This is a genomic window from Roseicella aerolata (assembly GCF_020523605.1).
GTDB classification, from domain to species: domain Bacteria; phylum Pseudomonadota; class Alphaproteobacteria; order Acetobacterales; family Acetobacteraceae; genus Paracraurococcus; species Paracraurococcus aerolatus.
Genome location: NZ_JAJAQI010000009.1, coordinates 33065 through 48930 on the forward strand (window position 1 = coordinate 33065; position 15866 = coordinate 48930).

Here is a 15866-nt window from a genome sequence, read left to right on the forward strand (position 1 = left end):
GCAAGGCAAGCACCGCCGGGCCGCGCCCAGGGAGACGCCCATGGCCTTCTTCGGCCTGCTTGCGACGCTGCCGGAACCCACCGCGACCACCCCCGGCCGGTTCCCGACGGCCATGCCATCCATGGGAGATGGGACGGCCAGATGAGCGGCGGTACGGCGCCCGAAGCTGAGGCACCCGGCTTCGGCCAGGTGGATCTGACGAATTGCGACCGGGAACCGATCCACATCCCCGGCTCGATCCAGCCGCATGGCCTGCTCCTCATCCTCGCGCCAGGCAGCCTCGCCGTGCTGCAGGCGGCCGGGGATGCGCAGCGCCTGCTCGGCTGGGAGGAGGGCGGGGTGGCAGGGCGCCCGCTCGACGCGCTGTTGCCGCCCGAGGCGCTGGCCGCGATCCATGGTCTGCTTGCACCGGGTAGCCCGCAGCCGGGCGCGCTGGAGGCGGTGCTGCCGGATGGCCGCCGGCTCGACCTCATCCTGCACCGGACCGAGGCCGGGCTGCTGCTGGAGATCGAGCCCGTGCCGGCCGGGGCGCCGGGTACCCGGCTCAGCCTGCTGCCCCGGGTGCAGGCCATGGTGGCGCAGGCCGCCACGGCCCGGAACCTGCGGGAGGCCTGCCAGGTCGCGGCCGAGCAGCTCCGCGGGCTGACCGGCTTCGACCGGGTGATGATCTATCGCTTCCTCGAGGATGGCAGCGGCGCGGTGGTCGCCGAGGCACGCGACGCCGATATCGACGCCTTCCTTGGCCTGCACTACCCCGCTTCCGACATTCCCCGCCAGGCGCGGGAGCTCTACCTGCGGAACTGGATCCGGCTGATCCCCGATGCTCGCTACCGGCCGGCGCCGCTCCTGCCGCCGGTCAGCCCGCTGACCGGCCAGCCGCCCGATCTCAGCCTCTGCGGCCTGCGCAGCGTCTCGCCGCTGCACATCGAATACCTCGCCAATATGGGCGTCGCGGCCTCCATGTCGCTGTCGCTCATCCGGGGCGGGCAGCTCTGGGGCCTGATTTCCTGCCACCACCGCAGTCCACGCCCGGTGCCCTTCGCCACGCGCGCGGCCTCTGAGGTCTTCGCCCAGATGTTCTCCCTGCAGTTGGAGACGCATCAGCAGGCCGAGGATTTCGCCTACAGCAGCCGGCAGCGCCGGGTGCATGAAGCGCTGGTGCAGGTCATGGCACAGGAGGCGGACCCCGCCTTCGGCCTCATCCGCCACCGGCCCAACATGCTGGACCTCATCCAGAGCGAGGGCGCCGCGGTGCTGATCGAGGACCGCTATGCCGCCATCGGCCGCACGCCGGAGGAGGCCGATGTGCGCGCCTTCGCCGCCTGGATCGGCGAGCGCGCGCGGGATGGCGTGGTCGCGCTGGACCGCCTGCCGGAGGTCTATCCCCCGGCCCGGGCCTTCGCCGAGGTGGCGAGCGGCGCGCTCGTGCTGCCGGTCTCGCGCGAGCCGCGCGACATCATCATCTGGTTCAGGCCGGAGATGCCGCAGACCGTCAACTGGGCGGGCAACCCGAACAAGCCGGTCGAGGTCACGCCGGAGGGGGGGCGCCTGACGCCGCGCAAGAGCTTCGAGGCCTGGCGGGAGACGGTCCGCGGCCGCGCCCATTCGTGGAAGCCGGTGGAGATCGAGGCGGCGCAGGCGCTTCGCGTCTCCCTGCTGGAGGTGGTCGTGCGCCGGCTGGACGAGGTCGCGCGGGAGCGCGCCAAGGCCAAGGAGAGGCAGGATTTCCTGATGGCCGAGCTGGACCATCGGGTGAAGAACACATTGGCCACGATCCAGGCGCTGGTCCGGCACACCCGGGGCGGAGCCGCCACGCTCGACGAATTCGTCAGCGAGTTCGGCCAGCGGCTGCAGGCCATGGCGCAGGCCCACAGCCTGCTGGCGCGCAGCCGCTGGGAAGGCGCCGGGCTGCGGGCGCTGCTGGAGGAGGCGCTCCGCGCCCATTGCGGCGCGCCAGGCGGGGCGCCGGACCGCATCCTGCTGGACGGCCCGGAATTGCGGCTGAAGCCCAAGGCAGCGCTCGCCCTCTGCCTCGCCCTGCACGAGCTGACGACCAATGCGGCGAAATACGGCGCGCTCTCCGTGCCGGAGGGCCGGCTGCGGATCGCCTGGTGGCTGGCGGATGATCGCGTGCTGCTCGAATGGGTGGAGTCGCACGGGCCGCCCGTGCCGGCGGATGGCCGGCGCGGCTTCGGCACCACGGTGATCGAGCGCGGCCTGGCCTATGAGATCGGCGGGGCGGTGACCCTGGCCTTCGACCCGTCCGGCCTGCGCTGCCGGGTGGAACTGCCGCTGCGGCAGGTGGTGGATGCCCGGACGCTGCTGTCGCTGCTGCCCGCTCCGTCGCAAAGGCCCTCATCGGCCCACCCCCGGCTGCGTGGCCGGCGGGTGCTGGTGGTCGAGGATGCGCTGCTGGTCGCGATGGAACTGGAAGCGGCCCTCTCGGCCAGCGGCGTCGAGATCATCGGTCCCGCCGCCAGCCTCGGTCAGGCGCTCAATCTCATCCGCCAGCAGCGGATCGACGCGGCGCTGCTGGATATCGACCTTGATGGGGCGCTGGTCTACCCGGCCGCCGACCTGCTGGTGGAGCGGGGCGTGCCGGTCGCCTTCGCGACCGGCTATGATGCCGCTTCCGTGCTCCCGCAGCGCTTCCGGGGCATGCCGGTGCTGCCCAAGCCCTTCAATGGCGAGGAAGCCTGCCAGCTGCTCTGCCGCATGCTGGGATTGCCGCTGACGGAGGGCTGAGGGCGGCCGGGACGGTTTGCGCGCCGGCTGGGCAGCGCGGCGGCGCTGCGGCAGGCTGGCGCCCGGGCAGGGGCCCGCCGGTGCGCGCTGCCATGGCGCCGCGGCCGATCCCGCCCCACGAGGAGGGAACGCCAATGGCAAGACGCTTCATCGATATCTCGGTGCCGCTCAAGGCCGGCATCAGGTCCGACCCGCCGGGGATGGAGCCGCAGATCGAGTATCATGACCACCACATGACCGCCGCGCGGATGGCGGACTACATGGGCGTGCCGGTCTCCGCCCTGCCGGAGGGTGAGTATGCGGCGGTGGAGCGGGTGAACATCAGCACCCATAACGGCACGCATCTGGATGCGCCCTACCACTACTTCTCCCGCATGAACGAGCGGCTGACGCCGGGTGGCGAGCCCTCCTGGCGTATCGACGAGGTGCCGCTGGAATGGTGCCACCAGCCCGGCGTGAAGCTCGATTTCCGGCATTTCGAGGATGGCTATGTGGTGCAGCCCGGCGATGTGGAGGCGGAGCTGAAGCGGATCGGCCACGAGATCAGGCCGCTGGAGATCGTCGTGGTGAACACCCGCGCGGGATCGCGCTACGGCGAGGACGACTACATCGATTCCGGCTGCGGCATGGGCAAGGCGGCGACGCTCTGGCTGCTGGAGCGCGGCATCCGGCTGGTCGGCACCGATGGCTGGTCCTGGGATGCGCCCTTCAGCTATACGCGCCGGCGGGTACAGGCGACCGGCGATGCCTCCCTGATCTGGGAAGGGCACCGGGCGGGGCGGGAGATCGGCTATTCCCACCTGGAGAAGCTGCACAATCTGGAGCAACTGCCGCCCCATGGATTCCAGGTGGTCTGCTTTCCGGTGAAGGTGCATCGCGGTTCGGCCGGCTGGACCCGGGCGGTGGCGATCATCGACGACTAGGCGTTCCGATGCGTGGAATGCCGTCCGGCGCGGGGGCCGAGGCGGTCGGGGCTGGAGGGAAAGACTGTCTGCGCTGGCACCGCGGCGGCCAGCAAGGCCGCGCGCGGTCGCTGCAAGTCACGACCTAGCCTGGCTGCGCTCAGACCTGCGCGAAGAGGCTGCGCAGCGCCGACATGGACTGCTGGATGGCGGCGCGATCAGCCTCCTCCAGCCGGTCGAGTCCGGCGCGCAGCCGGCTGAACAGCGCGGAGCGGACTGTCGTGGTCACTTCCTGGCCATGCTCGGTGAGAACGAGCTGCATGCGGCGGCGGGAATTCGGATGGCGGCTGCGGAGGACATAGCCCTCGGCCGCGAGCTTGACGAGCATGACCGAGGCGGTAGGGAGGCGGACGCCGAGATAGGATGCAACTTCCGAGAGGGACGCACCCGGCGAGACATAGAGATAGTTGAGAATACGGAATTGTGGCGGAGTCAGACGACCATCCGGCACGGCGCGCACCGCTTCCATCGCCATGATGCGGTTGGCCGTCATCATCATGGCCAGCAGGGCGGGCGGCAGTTCTTCCCGCCAGGACGGCTCCGCAAGCGACGCGGCGCCGGGGATAACATGGATGGGGGGCGCGATGGGTCCAGCGCCTTGGACGTTCGTGAGTTGCATGGCCATGAGCATATCCAATCCAGTGCGCGCTTGTTCAAGCGGAACGAGAGGTCGCTGTCGCACCTCACGCATTTGTTCGTTTTTCGAATTTTGTTCGAAATCGAGGTTGTCCGGGGCGGTCAGATCCGGTTGGCCCGGAGTGAACAAAACCACACAACTGCGTAATTTGCCGCGATTTTGAGCCGAATTGCCGGCGACGCATAGCAAAGAAAATAGATTCCTATGCATCAAAATTGGTGTCCGTGATGGTCTGCCGGGTGGTGCCGAGACACCCTGACCGTGGCGCCAAATAACGAAGTTGTGACAATACATGCCTCAGGGCCGGCCATCGGATGTCGCGCGCGGCGGCGTCCCTCCGCGAGGGCGTCACCCGCCGGTGCCCCTTTGGCTCGACTCGGGCCAACAGCAGGGGAATTGACGCGGCCGGGTTCCCTCAGCACCGTTCCGGCAGGCCCGGCAAGGGCGCCGAATTCGGGGGAACGCATGCACCAGACCGTCACGCGCCGGCACTTCGCCCTGGGCCTTGCTGCCCTCACGGCGCTGCCCGCGCCCGGTCTCGCCCAGTCCGGTGCCTGGCGGCCGAATCGCCCGGTGCGGGTCATCGTGCCTTTCCCGCCGGGCGGCGCCACCGACATGCTCGCCCGCCTCATCGCGCAGCGTCTCGGCGACCGGCTCGGCCAGCCGCTGGTGATCGAGAACCGGCCGGGCGGCAGCGGCGTGGTCGGCAGCCAAGCCCTGCTCGGCGCGCCGGCGGATGGCCATGCGCTGATCCTGGCGACCGGCGACACCCATACCGTGCTGCCCGCCGCCAACCCGAAGCTGCCCTTCGACGCGGCGGCCTTCGTGCCCGTCACCGGCATCGCCGCGGTGGTGATGGCGCTGGTGGCGCGGCCCGGCCTCGGCACCGCTGATCCGGCGCAGTTCCTGGCCAGGGCCCGCGCCGCCAGGCCGCCTCTCAGCTACGGCTCCTATGGGGTCGCCACCGTCTCCCACGCGGCCGGCGAGTCGATCCGCCAGGCGGCAGGCATCGAACTGACCCATGTGCCCTATGGCGGGGCCGGGCCGGCCATCCTCGCCGTCACGGCGGATCAGGTGGATTGCTGCATTGTCCCGGTTGCCGTCGCCAACCCGCAGCGCAGCCGCGCGACCATGCTGGCGGTTGCCAGCGCGGAGCGCTTCCCGCTGGTGCCGGACCTGCCGACGCTCTCCGAGCTTGGCCTGCCGGTGGTGGCCGATAGCTGGATCGGCCTGCTCGCCGCGCCCGGCACGCCGCCCGCCATCGCCGCGAGCATTGATGCGGCGGTGCAGCAGGTGCTGGGCGGCGATATCCTGGAGACGCTGCGCGGCAACGGCTTCAGCCCGCTCGGCTTCGGGCCGGCACGCTTCGCCGACTACCTGGCCGCGGAGCGCGAACGCTGGGGCCGGGTGGTGCGAGAGGCGCGGATCACCATCGAGGGGTAGCGCGTCCCGCCGCGTCGGGGCAGCATCCCGCACCGCAACAGAGTCCGGGTTCCCCATGCCGCATCTCGACGCCGAACGCTTCCTCCGCGACCTCAACGAGTTGCGGCAGATCGGCGCCTACAAGACGGGCGTCCATCGGCCGACCTACTCGCCGCAGGACATGGAGAGCCGCCGCTGGCTGATGGAGCGGATGGCGGAGGTGGGACTGGAGCCCTCGATCGATGGCATCGGCAATGTCTATGGCCGGCACAAGGGGCCGGGCCCGCAACTGCTGGCGGGCAGCCACATCGAATCGCAGAACTATGCCGGCTGGCTGGATGGCGCGCTGGGCGTCGTCGCCGGCCTCGCCCTCGCCCGCGCCGGGTTGCCGGTGGATGTCGCCGCCTTCGCCGATGAGGAAGGCCATTTCGAGGGCGGCTTCCTCGGCAGCCGCTCCATCATCGGCGACCTGACGGAGGAGGAGATCGACCGCAGCCGCAACCGCACCGACGGCACGCCGCTGCGGGAAGCGCTGGCCGCCGCCGGCCTCGCCGGCAAGCCCCGCATGCAACTGGAGAAGGGGCGCCACAAGGGCTTCTTCGAGATGCATATCGAGCAAGGGACGCAGCTCGAGAAGGCGGGGCTGCGCGCCGGCGTGGTGACCGGCATCGTCGCCATCTGGCAGTGGCGCATCCTCATCGAGGGCCAGCAGGACCATGCCGGCGGCACCACCATGGCCGAGCGCAGGGATGCCGGCCTCGCCGCGATCCGGCTGCTCGCCATGCTCGACCAGGAGATGCCGCGGGCCTGCGGCGAGCGCAGCACCTGGACGACGGGACGCATCGCGCTCGACCCCGGCGCGCCCTCCATCATCCCCGGCAAGGCCGACATCCTCTTCCAGTTCCGCGACGTGGAAGTGCCGGTGCTGGAGCGGATGGAGCGGTGCCTCCGCGCCTGCGTGCAGGAGAGCAACCGGCGGGAGCGCATGACCGCGACGCTGCTGAATGTCAGTAAGGCGACGCCCGCGCTCTGCGACCCGGCGATGATGGCGGCGCTGGACGCGGCCGCCGCGAAGCACGCGCCAGGCGCCTGGCAGCGCATGCCGAGCGGGGCCGGGCATGACGCGCAGTACATCGCACGGATGATGCCGGTGGCGATGCTCTTCACGCCTTCGATCGGCGGCATCAGCCACCACTGGGCGGAGGACACCAAGGAGGAGGATCTGGCGCTGTGCTGCCGGATTCTGGCCGATGGGGCCGAGGGCTTCCTGAAGACCTGATGGGCGAGAGCGGCTGCGGGTTCGGATCCGAACCCGCAGCCGCCGCAGGTTCTTGCCGTTGGGCGGAGTCGCGCTTCCGCTCCTCTGCGCCCCTCCGCGATCGGCTCCCGCGGAGGGCGCGGATCGCCGGGGCAGGTGGCCTGCCCGAGGGATGCCTCCGGAGCGCGCCGCTACGCGTCCTCCGCCCGCATCCCTGCATCCAGTGCCTCGTCCGTGCTGACCTGCAGGCTGCCGGTCAGCCGCAGCCCGGCGGACCCGCGCCGGCGGCCGGTAATCGCAAAGCGGGCCCCGAAGCGCGCCTTCAGCGCCGCGGCGGCGGCTTCCACCGCCCCGTCATCTTTGGCTTCCAGGACCAGCCGCACGCCGCCCGGCCCGCCGAGCGCGAGGCGAGGTGCAGCCGGGGCCGGGCTGGCCTCGGGCGGCAACAGGGTGAGGGGGGGCGGGGAGGTCCGGCGGCGCGGCATGGCAGTGCGCGGTTGTGGGCGCGCATCGGCATGGCGCGCAAGCCCCACATGACCCTGCCGGGCGCCGCCGCGGTTTTCCCCAGGGCTCGGGAAAAGCCTGGGGACAGGCTGGGGAAGGCGGCGCGCAGCCCTTGTGTGGCAAGCGGGTTCCTGAGGCGTTCCAGCCTCTGTCGTTGCCGCCGCGGATCGTGAGTGGACAGGTGCATGTCTGCCACGGCGGAGTGGACCGGTCGCTGCACCGTAGCGCGGCCAAGGTCAGGCAGAATCGGCATTTGCGGCAGCCGGATCGACCTGGCGTCTTTCCTGGCCGGCAGCAGCCCGGAGAAATTCACCCTCGGGCTGCCAGCCGGGGCCAGATGGCCCCTGGAGGTTACCCACAGCGCTCTGGGCAAGCCTGGGGGCAGGGCCGGGATTTCCTGTGCAAGCACCTGATATCATTGCTGGATCCTGGTATGCTCTGAAATCGACATGAATACCGTAGCTCCATCGCCGATCTTGCGAGCAGGCGGTCCGGCAAGGTCGGGGCGGTGAGCGCGCCCCGGAGCATCGCCAGCCCCGGAGCGGCGAGCCCTGCCGCCAGCCCTGCCGGGAGGTGATGGGGCTGGCGGAGACGGGGTGATCGGCCGCTTTGGTTGTCGGTGCCAGGGCAATGGCGGCCCGCCATCTGGCGCCCCATCCCGGCAGGTCGGGATGGCAGCACCTGGTCGGGCGCTGTGCGCCGCGACGCCTGGACCATGGTGGCAGGGCGGGGCCGGCCTTACCGTCGCGCCACAATGCTTGCGGGAGCCCTTGCCGCGGCGGCGCCCCGGCTCCCATGGGGGCCGGCCATCGCATCCCGGGAGGCCGGCGGCACGGGTGCCCGGCACGCGCCGGACACCCGTGCCGCGCGGCTCATGCCAGCCGGCGACGAAACTGACGCATTTTTGCCGTCGCCGACGCCGTCTGCGGCGGCCTGGCTGCGCGGCATGAGCTACGGGCCGCGGTCCGGGGCCCCACCGGCGTCGCGCAGCAACGTCGATGGGAACCGGTCGCGGCCTCAGCCGCCGAAGGGCGGCCGCAGGCCAGGGCGTGCGCCGGTCGATCTCAGTCCTTGTAGTCGGGCTCCCTGCGGTCGAGGATCCGCTTCAGCGCCTCGAAATGCCACTCGGCATTGGAGCGGTCGCCATATTTCGGCGCGGTCTTCCGGTAGGTGGTGATGGTGTGGTCCACCACCTCCTTCGGCAGCATCTTCAGCGGCCGGTTGGTCCACATGGCGTAGAGCTGCACCTGCGCCACCCGCTCGGCATAGTAGAGCCGGTCATAGGCCTCGGCGACCGTCCTGCCGACCGTCGCGATGCCGTGGTTCGCCATCATCAGGATGGTCTTGTCGCCGATGACGGACGCCAGTCGCTCGCCCTCGGCGGGGTCGAAGGCTGGGCCGGTGTAGATGTCGTCATAGGCGGTGTTCATGGAGGTGCCGAGCTCGGTCTGACCGATCGGCAGGATCTGCGGGTCCTCCAGCCGGGCGAGGGCGCTCGCATAGGGCATGTGGGTGTGGAAGACGGCGGCGGCATTGGGCAGCAGCCGGTGCATCGGCGCATGGATGCAATAGGCGCTGCGCTCGACATGGCCCTCGCCGGCCAGCAGCGTGCCGTCATAGCCCACCTCCATGAAGCAGGAGGCGGTGACCTCCGACCAGTGCAGGCCGAAGGGGATCTGGTAGTAGCGGTCGCCGGTGCCCGGGACGCGCAGGGTGAAGTGGTTGAAGATGCCCTCGTTGAAGCCGTGCATCACCGCCAGGCGGTGCGCGGCGGCGAGGTCGATCCGGGCCTGCCAGCGCTGGTCGGCGATGGACAGATCCCGGGCGTCATGGGTCTCGAGCGGCATGGGGGACGTTCCCTTCTGGTGGCCACCCGGGATGCTAGAGCAGGTCGCGGGAGGCCGTGAACGACCGGATGCATGAATCTGCTCGAACAGCGAAGAGCCGCGGCGGGTTGGCGTTAGCATCGAACACCAACCCGTTGCAGTACGCCCACTGCGCCGCGCGCGCCCCTTCTCTGCGGGCAGCGCGGCCGGCTTGCGACGATCAGTCGAGCCGCGCGCCGGATATCTCCACCAGCCGTTGCCAGCGCGGGGTCTCCGCCCGGATCTTCCCGGCCAGCGCCGCCGGTGTATCGCTGGTGACGACGGTATAGCCGAGCGGGCGCAGGCGTTCGATGAAGCCCGGCTCGGCCGCCACCTGGCGCACCGCGGCGGCGAGCCGGCCCACCACGTCGTCAGGTGTGCCGGCCGGCGCCATCAGCGCGTTCCAGCTCTGGATGTCGAGATCGCCGAGGCCAAGCGCGGCGAAATCCGCCATTCCCGGCACTTCGGGCAGGATGTCGAGGCGCTGCGCGCTGCTGACGGCGAGCGCCTTGAACTTCCCGCCCTCCACATGCGGCATCAGCGCCGGCATGACATCGAACATCATGTCGATGACGCCGGACAGCAGGTCATTGATGGCCGGTGCGCCCCCACGATAGGGCACATGGATGATGCGGGCGCCGGTCGCACGGTTCACCGCCTCGATCGTCAGATGGCTGGTAGTGCCGGTGCCGGAGGAGCCCATGCGCACCTCCTCCGGATGCGCCTTCGCCCAGGCGATGAGGGCGGGGAAGTCGGTCCAGCCCCTGCGCCGCGCCGTCTCCGCATTCACCACGCAGAGCACCGCGCCGGTCGTCACCTGGGAGATCGGCGCGAGGTCCTTCTGCGGGTCGAAGGCCATGGAGCGGTAGAGGAAGGGGGCGGCGCAGAGATTGGTCACGCCGACCAAGCCGATGGTGCTGCCGTCCGGCGTCGCCTTGGCGACGGCATCGGTGCCGATATTGCCGCCGGCGCCCGAGCGGTTCTCCACGACGACGGTCTGGCCGAGCGCCGGCCCGAGCCCGTCCGCCAGCAGCCGGCCGAGGATGTCCACCGCCCCGCCGGGCGGGAAGGGCACGATGAGGCGGATGGACCGCCCGCCGGCGATCGGCTGGGCCTGGAGGGCGGGGGCGGCGAGCAGCGCCCCGGTCCCGAGGAGGAGGGCACGGCGTCCCGGCATGGGCGGTCTCCGAGGGGTCATCGTGGGGGTTGCGGACCAGGCCGCCACGCATGGACCGGCGTCCGCGTTCCACAGCCTGTGATCACGATCTTCGCGACCGCAGGAGGCGGTCGCGCCGCGGCCGACCTGCCGCTGGGCGGCCGGGGCTGCAGAGGCCCGGCCGCGGCGCAGTCCAGGATATGCCTGGCACGGGCCGAGCGCCGGCTCGGCCGGACGGATGCGCGGCGGCATGTGAGGGGACGGGCATCGATTCTCAGCGCTGCGCGAGGCGCTGGCGCGATTCCGAGATCACCCGCAGCGCGTCGGGGGTCAGGTCGTAGAGCGGCAGTTCCTCCGGCAAAGCCCAGGCCACGGCGGCGACATCGTCGCCCGGCCGGGCCTCGCCCGCCGTCCGGCGGCCGCAGAAATCGATGATGGTGTAGTGCCAGCGCACCGCGCCGGCCTCGTCGTAGCTGATGGAATCGAAGACGGCGGCAAGTTCGAGGCCACCCACCTCGATGCCGGTCTCCTCGAACAGCTCGCGCCGTGCCGCGGCCTCGGCGCGCTCGCCGACATGCTGGGCACCGCCGGGAAGGGACCAGGCGCCCTCCCGCGGCGGCTTGCCGCGGCGGACCAGCAGCACGCGCTCCTCGCCCGGGGCGCCGTCGAAGGCGACCACGCCGATGCCGACCCAGGGCCGGTCGGGATATTCCCGGCTCACCGCGGCGTGGCCGGGGGCTCGGGGGCGGCGGGGGTGTTCGCCTCGCGCGGCTTCAGATCCTCGAGCCGCGGGGCGAAGGCCTTCAGCTTCCAGACGCCGACCTGGTAGGCCCAGGGCTCCCAGCGAGCATTCAGCCGCGCCGCCTCCGGACTGCCGCCCTCGGCCTGCAGCCGGATCCAGACATTGCCCTGGTGGAGAGAGGGACGGACCGTGATGGCGAGGTCGTCCGTCAGGCTGAAGCGGCTCTCGCCCTGCGCCTCGCCCGGCACCCCGGCGGCGGGGCGGACCTCGAGGAAGGTCAGGAATTCGAAGGCACGGGCGATCTCGTCCAGCGCCACCTCATCCGCCTCCGGCGCCTCGGCCGGGACCTCGATGCGGAGCTTCGCATCGGGCTCGCCGGGCCGGGCCAGGACCAGGGCGGGCTCGCCGGCGCGCCGCACCTCCACCCGCTGGATGCGGTCCTGCGGCAGGTTGGCGATGTCGCGGTCGAGCCAGAGCTGCGGGTCGGCATCGACCGCAAGGCGCCCCTCGGCCAGCCAGGCCTGTGCCTCCGCCGGGCGGCGGACATAGATACTCTCCGGCACATTGCCCTGGGTGCGGACACGGCGGCGGCCGAGGATCAACTCCGCAATCGGGGCGCCGCCGCCATCCAGCACCCGCAGCAGCAGCGCGGTGCTGCCCGGCCGCTTTGGATCATCGACGCCGAGCCGCTCATGCTGCCCAGGGTCGGAGGTCCGGGCCTCGGCGAGGCGCAGCTCGGTCAGGCCGACCAGCATCTCCCGAACCTTCTCGGCGCGGACGGGGTAGTTGCCCCTGTCCGGCAGCACCCAGGCTTCGCCCTGGCGCAGCAGGATCAGTGTCCCGTCATGCTTCGCCACCTCGATGCGGGCGGCATCCCGCAGCCGGGCGGCGAGGCCGGGAAAGGCGAGGCCAGCCAAGGCCAGCTCGCCCCGTTCCACATCGCGCGGCGTCAGCAGGACGGCGGCGGCCACCGAGGCGGCGGCCGCGCCGCCCAGGGCCAGCAGGGTACGGCGGTTCATCGGCGCCCCCCCTTCAGGCCCGCGCCGCGGCGCGGCGGCGGCGGCGCATCAAGGCCAGGCCGATGGCGAAGGCCGTCAGCAGCGCCGGGACGAGCGCGATATTGACCACGCGCAGCACCGTCTCCAGCCCTTCGATGTCACGGCGAAGCTCGAGCTGAACGGCACGGAGCTGCCGGCGGGTGTTGACGATCTCCTGCCGCGCCGCGTCGATCTCGGCCCGCTGCTCCGGCGTGATCACAGCCTGGTTCTGGTTCCGCTCGCCGCCGGGGGCGGTGGGCGTTCCCTGCCGCAGCTCGCGCAGCCGGCGCTCGGTCTCCTCAAGCTTGCGCGTCAGCTGCTGCTCGGTCTGGCGGTACTCGGCATCGGCGTTGCGGCGGATATCCTCGACCAGGTCGAAGGGCCGGAGGCTCTCGCCGCGGGAGCGGAGCGAGATCAGCGCATCCGAGCCGGCCAGCGTGTCCGCCAGATTGACCACGAGCGAGCCGTTGCCGCTGAAGGGCGTCGCCACCTGCTGGCCGAAGAATTCCTGCACACGGACCCAGAAGCGGTCCTCCAGGATGTCGCTGTCATGGACGACGACGATATTGGCCGGGCCCTGGCTGCGGGCGATATGCGCCGGCAGGCCGGCCGGGCGCTCCTGGCCCTCGGCGGGCGGCGGATTCCCATCCGCGTCGCGCGGGGGACCGTCCGGGAAGGCGGAGGCCAGCTCGCCGCGCAGCCGCGCCGCGATCACGTGGCGCTCATTGCCGCTGCGGAAATCCGCCAGCAGCCGGACCGGGTTCGGCTCCTGCCGCACCCGCGCCGCATCCACCACCATGGTCTGGGGGGAGGTGGTGAGCAGCGGGACGAACTCCACCGCCGCCCCCTCCCGCTTCCGCAGCATGCCGGCCGAGGCGACCGTCACCTGCTCGAGCTGGGCGAGCGAGACCTCCTCGCGGTTCAGGCTGTCGCCCTGCAGGTTGTACCAGGCGACATAGTCCACCGCCTGCACCCGGTCCTGAGGGTTGGCGCGCACCCGCCAGGCGCCGCGCAGGTCGAGCACCACCCTGTCCGACGGCGCCTCGACACCCCAGGCATGCAGCAGCCGGTCGAGCGAGGAGGACGTATCCTGCGGCGGCTGCCCGGTGAGGCTGGGGCGGCCCGCCTGACTCTCGCTATGCGGGTCCACCAAAACGAAGAGCTTGCCGCCGCGCATGACGAACTGGTCGATGGCGTATTGCGCGCCCTCGGTCAGGCCCTGCGGATGGGCGACGACCAGCACCTGCACCTCCGGCTCGATCACCTGGGCATCGAGCGAGACATCCTTGACGGTGAAGAACTGCCGGAGCTGGGTCATGACCACCGCGGGCTGGCCGAGCGCGGGGTTGCGCAGCATCATGGCGCGCGGGTCGCCGTTCAAGGGCAGGGCCGACATGACGCCGATCACCGGGCGCTGCGGGTTGGACAGCTCGTAGACCAGGCGCGTCAGGTCGTATTCCAGGAACCGCTCGCGCTCCGGCTGGAAGAAGGCGATGCTCCGCTCGTCATCCACCAGGTTGGTCCCGGCCAGGCCGAAATAGACCTGCTCGCCGGACTGGTCCACGGGCACGCCCTGCAGGCCGAAGGCCATGGCCCGGTCCTCCAGCTCGGAGAAGGGCTCGGGGTCGAAGACCTCCAGCCTTACCCTGCCGTTCGAGAGGGCGACGTACTCCGCCAGCATCTCCCGGACACGGTCGGCATAGGCGCCATAGACCGGTAACTCCGCGCCGAGGCGGCGGGAATAGAAGAAGCGAAGGGTGATGGGGTCCTTCAGCTCAGACAGCACTTTCTGCGTGCCGTCCGAGAGGGTGTAGAGGCGCTGCGCCGTCAGGTCGATGCGGGCGCGCGGCAGCAGCCGGTCCGCCAGCATGTTGACGCCGATGGCGAGCACGGCCGCGGCGAGCAGCCCGATGGCCGAGGACCAGAGGCGTCGCGCCCCCGGGCGCGCGGCGGGAAGCGAGGTCGCGCTCATGCGTCAGTCCGCCTTCCGGTGGTCGAGCACCACCGCGTTCACGAACAGGAAGAAGCCGATGAAGGAGGCGAAGAACACGAGGTCGCGCGCGCCGATGACACCGCGGGTGAAGCCGGTGAAGCGGTCGACAACCGAGAGGGCGCGGGAGACCTCCGCCAGCACGGGGAGGCGGACGGAGAGGAACTCCGTCACCACCGGGCTGCCGCTCGCCGCGAAGACGAAGCAGAGGGCGACGGCGAGGACGAAGGCCACCACCTGGTTCTTGGTCATGGCCGAGACCGCGGCGCCGACCGCGAGATAGGCACCCGCCACCAGCAGGCAGCCGACATAGCCGGCGAGGATGACGCCGTTGTCCGGCTGCCCCAGCACATTGACCGTGATCCAGAGCGGGAAGGTGAGGGCGAGGGCGATGCCGCAGAAGGCCCAGGCCGCCAGGAACTTGCCGAGCACGGCCTGCCACTGGGGCAGCGGCAGGGTCAGCAGCAGCTCGATCGTGCCGAGGCGGCGTTCCTCCGCCCAGAGACGCATGGTCAGCGCGGGGACGAGGAACAGGAAGAGCCAGGGCACGAAGGAAAAGAAGGGCTGCAGGTCCGCCTGGCCCCGGCCGAAGAAGTTGCCGAGGGTGAAGGTCAGCGCGCCCGCCAGCACCAGGAAGATGACGATGAAGACCGTGGCGACCGGCGTCGCGAAATAGCCGGCCAGTTCACGCCGGGCGACGGTGAGGGCAGGGGCCATCACGCGGCCTCCTTCGCGGCAGCCGGCGCGGGCGTGCCGAGGGTGAGGCTGCGGAACACCTCCTCCAGGCTGCGGCCCTCGCGCTCCAGCACCGAAGGGGGCGCATCCACCACCAGCTTGCCGCGGGCGATGATGATGGCGCGGGTGCAGACGGCGCCGACCTCCTCCAGGATATGCGTGGAGATGACGATGGCCTTCTGCGGCGCCATGCGGCGGATCAGCTCGCGAACCTCATGCTTCTGGTTCGGGTCTAGGCCGTCCGTCGGCTCGTCCAGCACCAGCACCGGCGGGTCGTGCAGCAGCGCCTGGGCGAGGCCGACGCGGCGCTTGAAGCCCTTGGACAGCGTCTCGATGGGCTGCAGCCGCACGCCTTCGAGTTGGGTCAGCAGCATGGCATGCGCGACCCGGTCATGCAGCTCCGAACCCCGGAAGCCGCGGATGCGGCCGGCGAAGGCAAGGAAGCCGGTGACGGTCATCTCCGGATAGGTCGGGGCGCCTTCCGGCAGGAAGCCGAGGTTGCGCTTGGCCGCGACCGGCTGGGCGACCACATCGGCGCCGCAGATGCGCGCGGTGCCCGATGTCGGCGGCATGAAGCCGGCCAGCATGCGCATGGTGGTGGACTTCCCGGCGCCGTTCGGGCCGAGGAAGCCGAGCACTTCCCCACGGGCCACCGAGAAGGACACATCGTCCACGGCGGTGAACCCGGAAAAACGTTTGGTCAGGCGCTCGATCTCGATCAGCGCGGCCAATGCCGGTCCCCCTGTCTCTGCCCCGTCCAGCCGGCCGATGTACAAGCCTGACAGGGCTTTGCAAGGGGAGGTTCAGCCAGCG

13 protein-coding genes are annotated in these 15866 nt (G+C 71.0%); 4 read left to right on the top strand and 9 right to left on the bottom strand.

What is annotated here, in order from left to right:
* Positions 1-141: 141 nt before the first annotated feature.
* Positions 142-2745, top strand: coding sequence for an HWE histidine kinase domain-containing protein (locus LHA35_RS07750; RefSeq protein WP_226606613.1), 2604 nt, complete (start codon positions 142-144; stop codon positions 2743-2745).
* A 134-nt stretch (positions 2746-2879) separates the two neighbouring features.
* Complete coding sequence (locus LHA35_RS07755) at positions 2880-3668, top strand: cyclase family protein (RefSeq protein ID WP_226606616.1); 789 nt, start codon at positions 2880-2882, stop codon at positions 3666-3668.
* Positions 3669-3807: 139 nt separating this feature from the next.
* On the opposite strand, the gene LHA35_RS07760 is transcribed toward LHA35_RS07755, so the two are convergent.
* Complete coding sequence (locus LHA35_RS07760; protein WP_226606617.1) at positions 3808-4554, bottom strand: MarR family winged helix-turn-helix transcriptional regulator; 747 nt, start codon at positions 4552-4554, stop codon at positions 3808-3810.
* A 255-nt stretch (positions 4555-4809) separates the two neighbouring features.
* On the opposite strand from LHA35_RS07760, the gene LHA35_RS07765 reads away from it, so the two are divergent.
* Together LHA35_RS07765 and LHA35_RS07770 are read left to right on the top strand one after the other, a co-directional pair.
* Positions 4810-5787, top strand: a complete 978-nt coding sequence (locus tag LHA35_RS07765; protein WP_226606620.1) for a Bug family tripartite tricarboxylate transporter substrate binding protein — start codon at positions 4810-4812, stop codon at positions 5785-5787.
* A 55-nt stretch (positions 5788-5842) separates the two neighbouring features.
* The gene (locus tag LHA35_RS07770) at positions 5843-7045 is read left to right on the top strand and encodes a Zn-dependent hydrolase (protein ID WP_226606625.1); all 1203 of its coding nucleotides are present in this window, start codon (positions 5843-5845) and stop codon (positions 7043-7045) included.
* Positions 7046-7215: 170 nt separating this feature from the next.
* Here the strand turns inward: LHA35_RS07770 and LHA35_RS07775 are convergent, their stop codons facing one another.
* The 8 genes from LHA35_RS07775 to LHA35_RS07810 all read right to left on the bottom strand — a co-directional run bounded on the left by LHA35_RS07775 (position 7216) and on the right by LHA35_RS07810 (position 15784).
* Entirely contained in the window at positions 7216-7509 is a 294-nt protein-coding gene (locus LHA35_RS07775; protein WP_226606627.1) for a hypothetical protein, read from the bottom strand.
* A 1083-nt stretch (positions 7510-8592) separates the two neighbouring features.
* Complete coding sequence (locus LHA35_RS07780) at positions 8593-9375, bottom strand: class II aldolase/adducin family protein (protein WP_226606630.1); 783 nt, start codon at positions 9373-9375, stop codon at positions 8593-8595.
* Positions 9376-9574: 199 nt separating this feature from the next.
* Positions 9575-10570, bottom strand: coding sequence for a Bug family tripartite tricarboxylate transporter substrate binding protein (locus tag LHA35_RS07785; RefSeq protein WP_226606634.1), 996 nt, complete (start codon positions 10568-10570; stop codon positions 9575-9577).
* A 253-nt stretch (positions 10571-10823) separates the two neighbouring features.
* Positions 10824-11270, bottom strand: a complete 447-nt coding sequence (locus tag LHA35_RS07790; RefSeq protein ID WP_226606637.1) for an NUDIX hydrolase — start codon at positions 11268-11270, stop codon at positions 10824-10826.
* Entirely contained in the window at positions 11267-12310 is a 1044-nt protein-coding gene (locus LHA35_RS07795; RefSeq protein WP_226606641.1) for a DUF4340 domain-containing protein, read from the bottom strand. Before LHA35_RS07795 ends, LHA35_RS07790 begins: the two co-directional genes overlap by 4 nt.
* A 13-nt stretch (positions 12311-12323) precedes the next feature.
* A complete protein-coding gene (locus LHA35_RS07800; RefSeq protein WP_226606644.1) occupies positions 12324-14300 on the bottom strand; it encodes a GldG family protein in 1977 nt (658 codons plus the stop codon).
* Positions 14301-14303: 3 nt separating this feature from the next.
* Positions 14304-15035, bottom strand: coding sequence for an ABC transporter permease (locus LHA35_RS07805; protein WP_226606647.1), 732 nt, complete (start codon positions 15033-15035; stop codon positions 14304-14306).
* Positions 15035-15784: an ABC transporter ATP-binding protein gene (locus LHA35_RS07810; RefSeq protein ID WP_226606649.1), complete on the bottom strand. Its 750-nt coding sequence runs from the start codon at positions 15782-15784 to the stop codon at positions 15035-15037. Before LHA35_RS07810 ends, LHA35_RS07805 begins: the two co-directional genes overlap by 1 nt.
* Positions 15785-15866 lie beyond the last annotated feature (82 nt).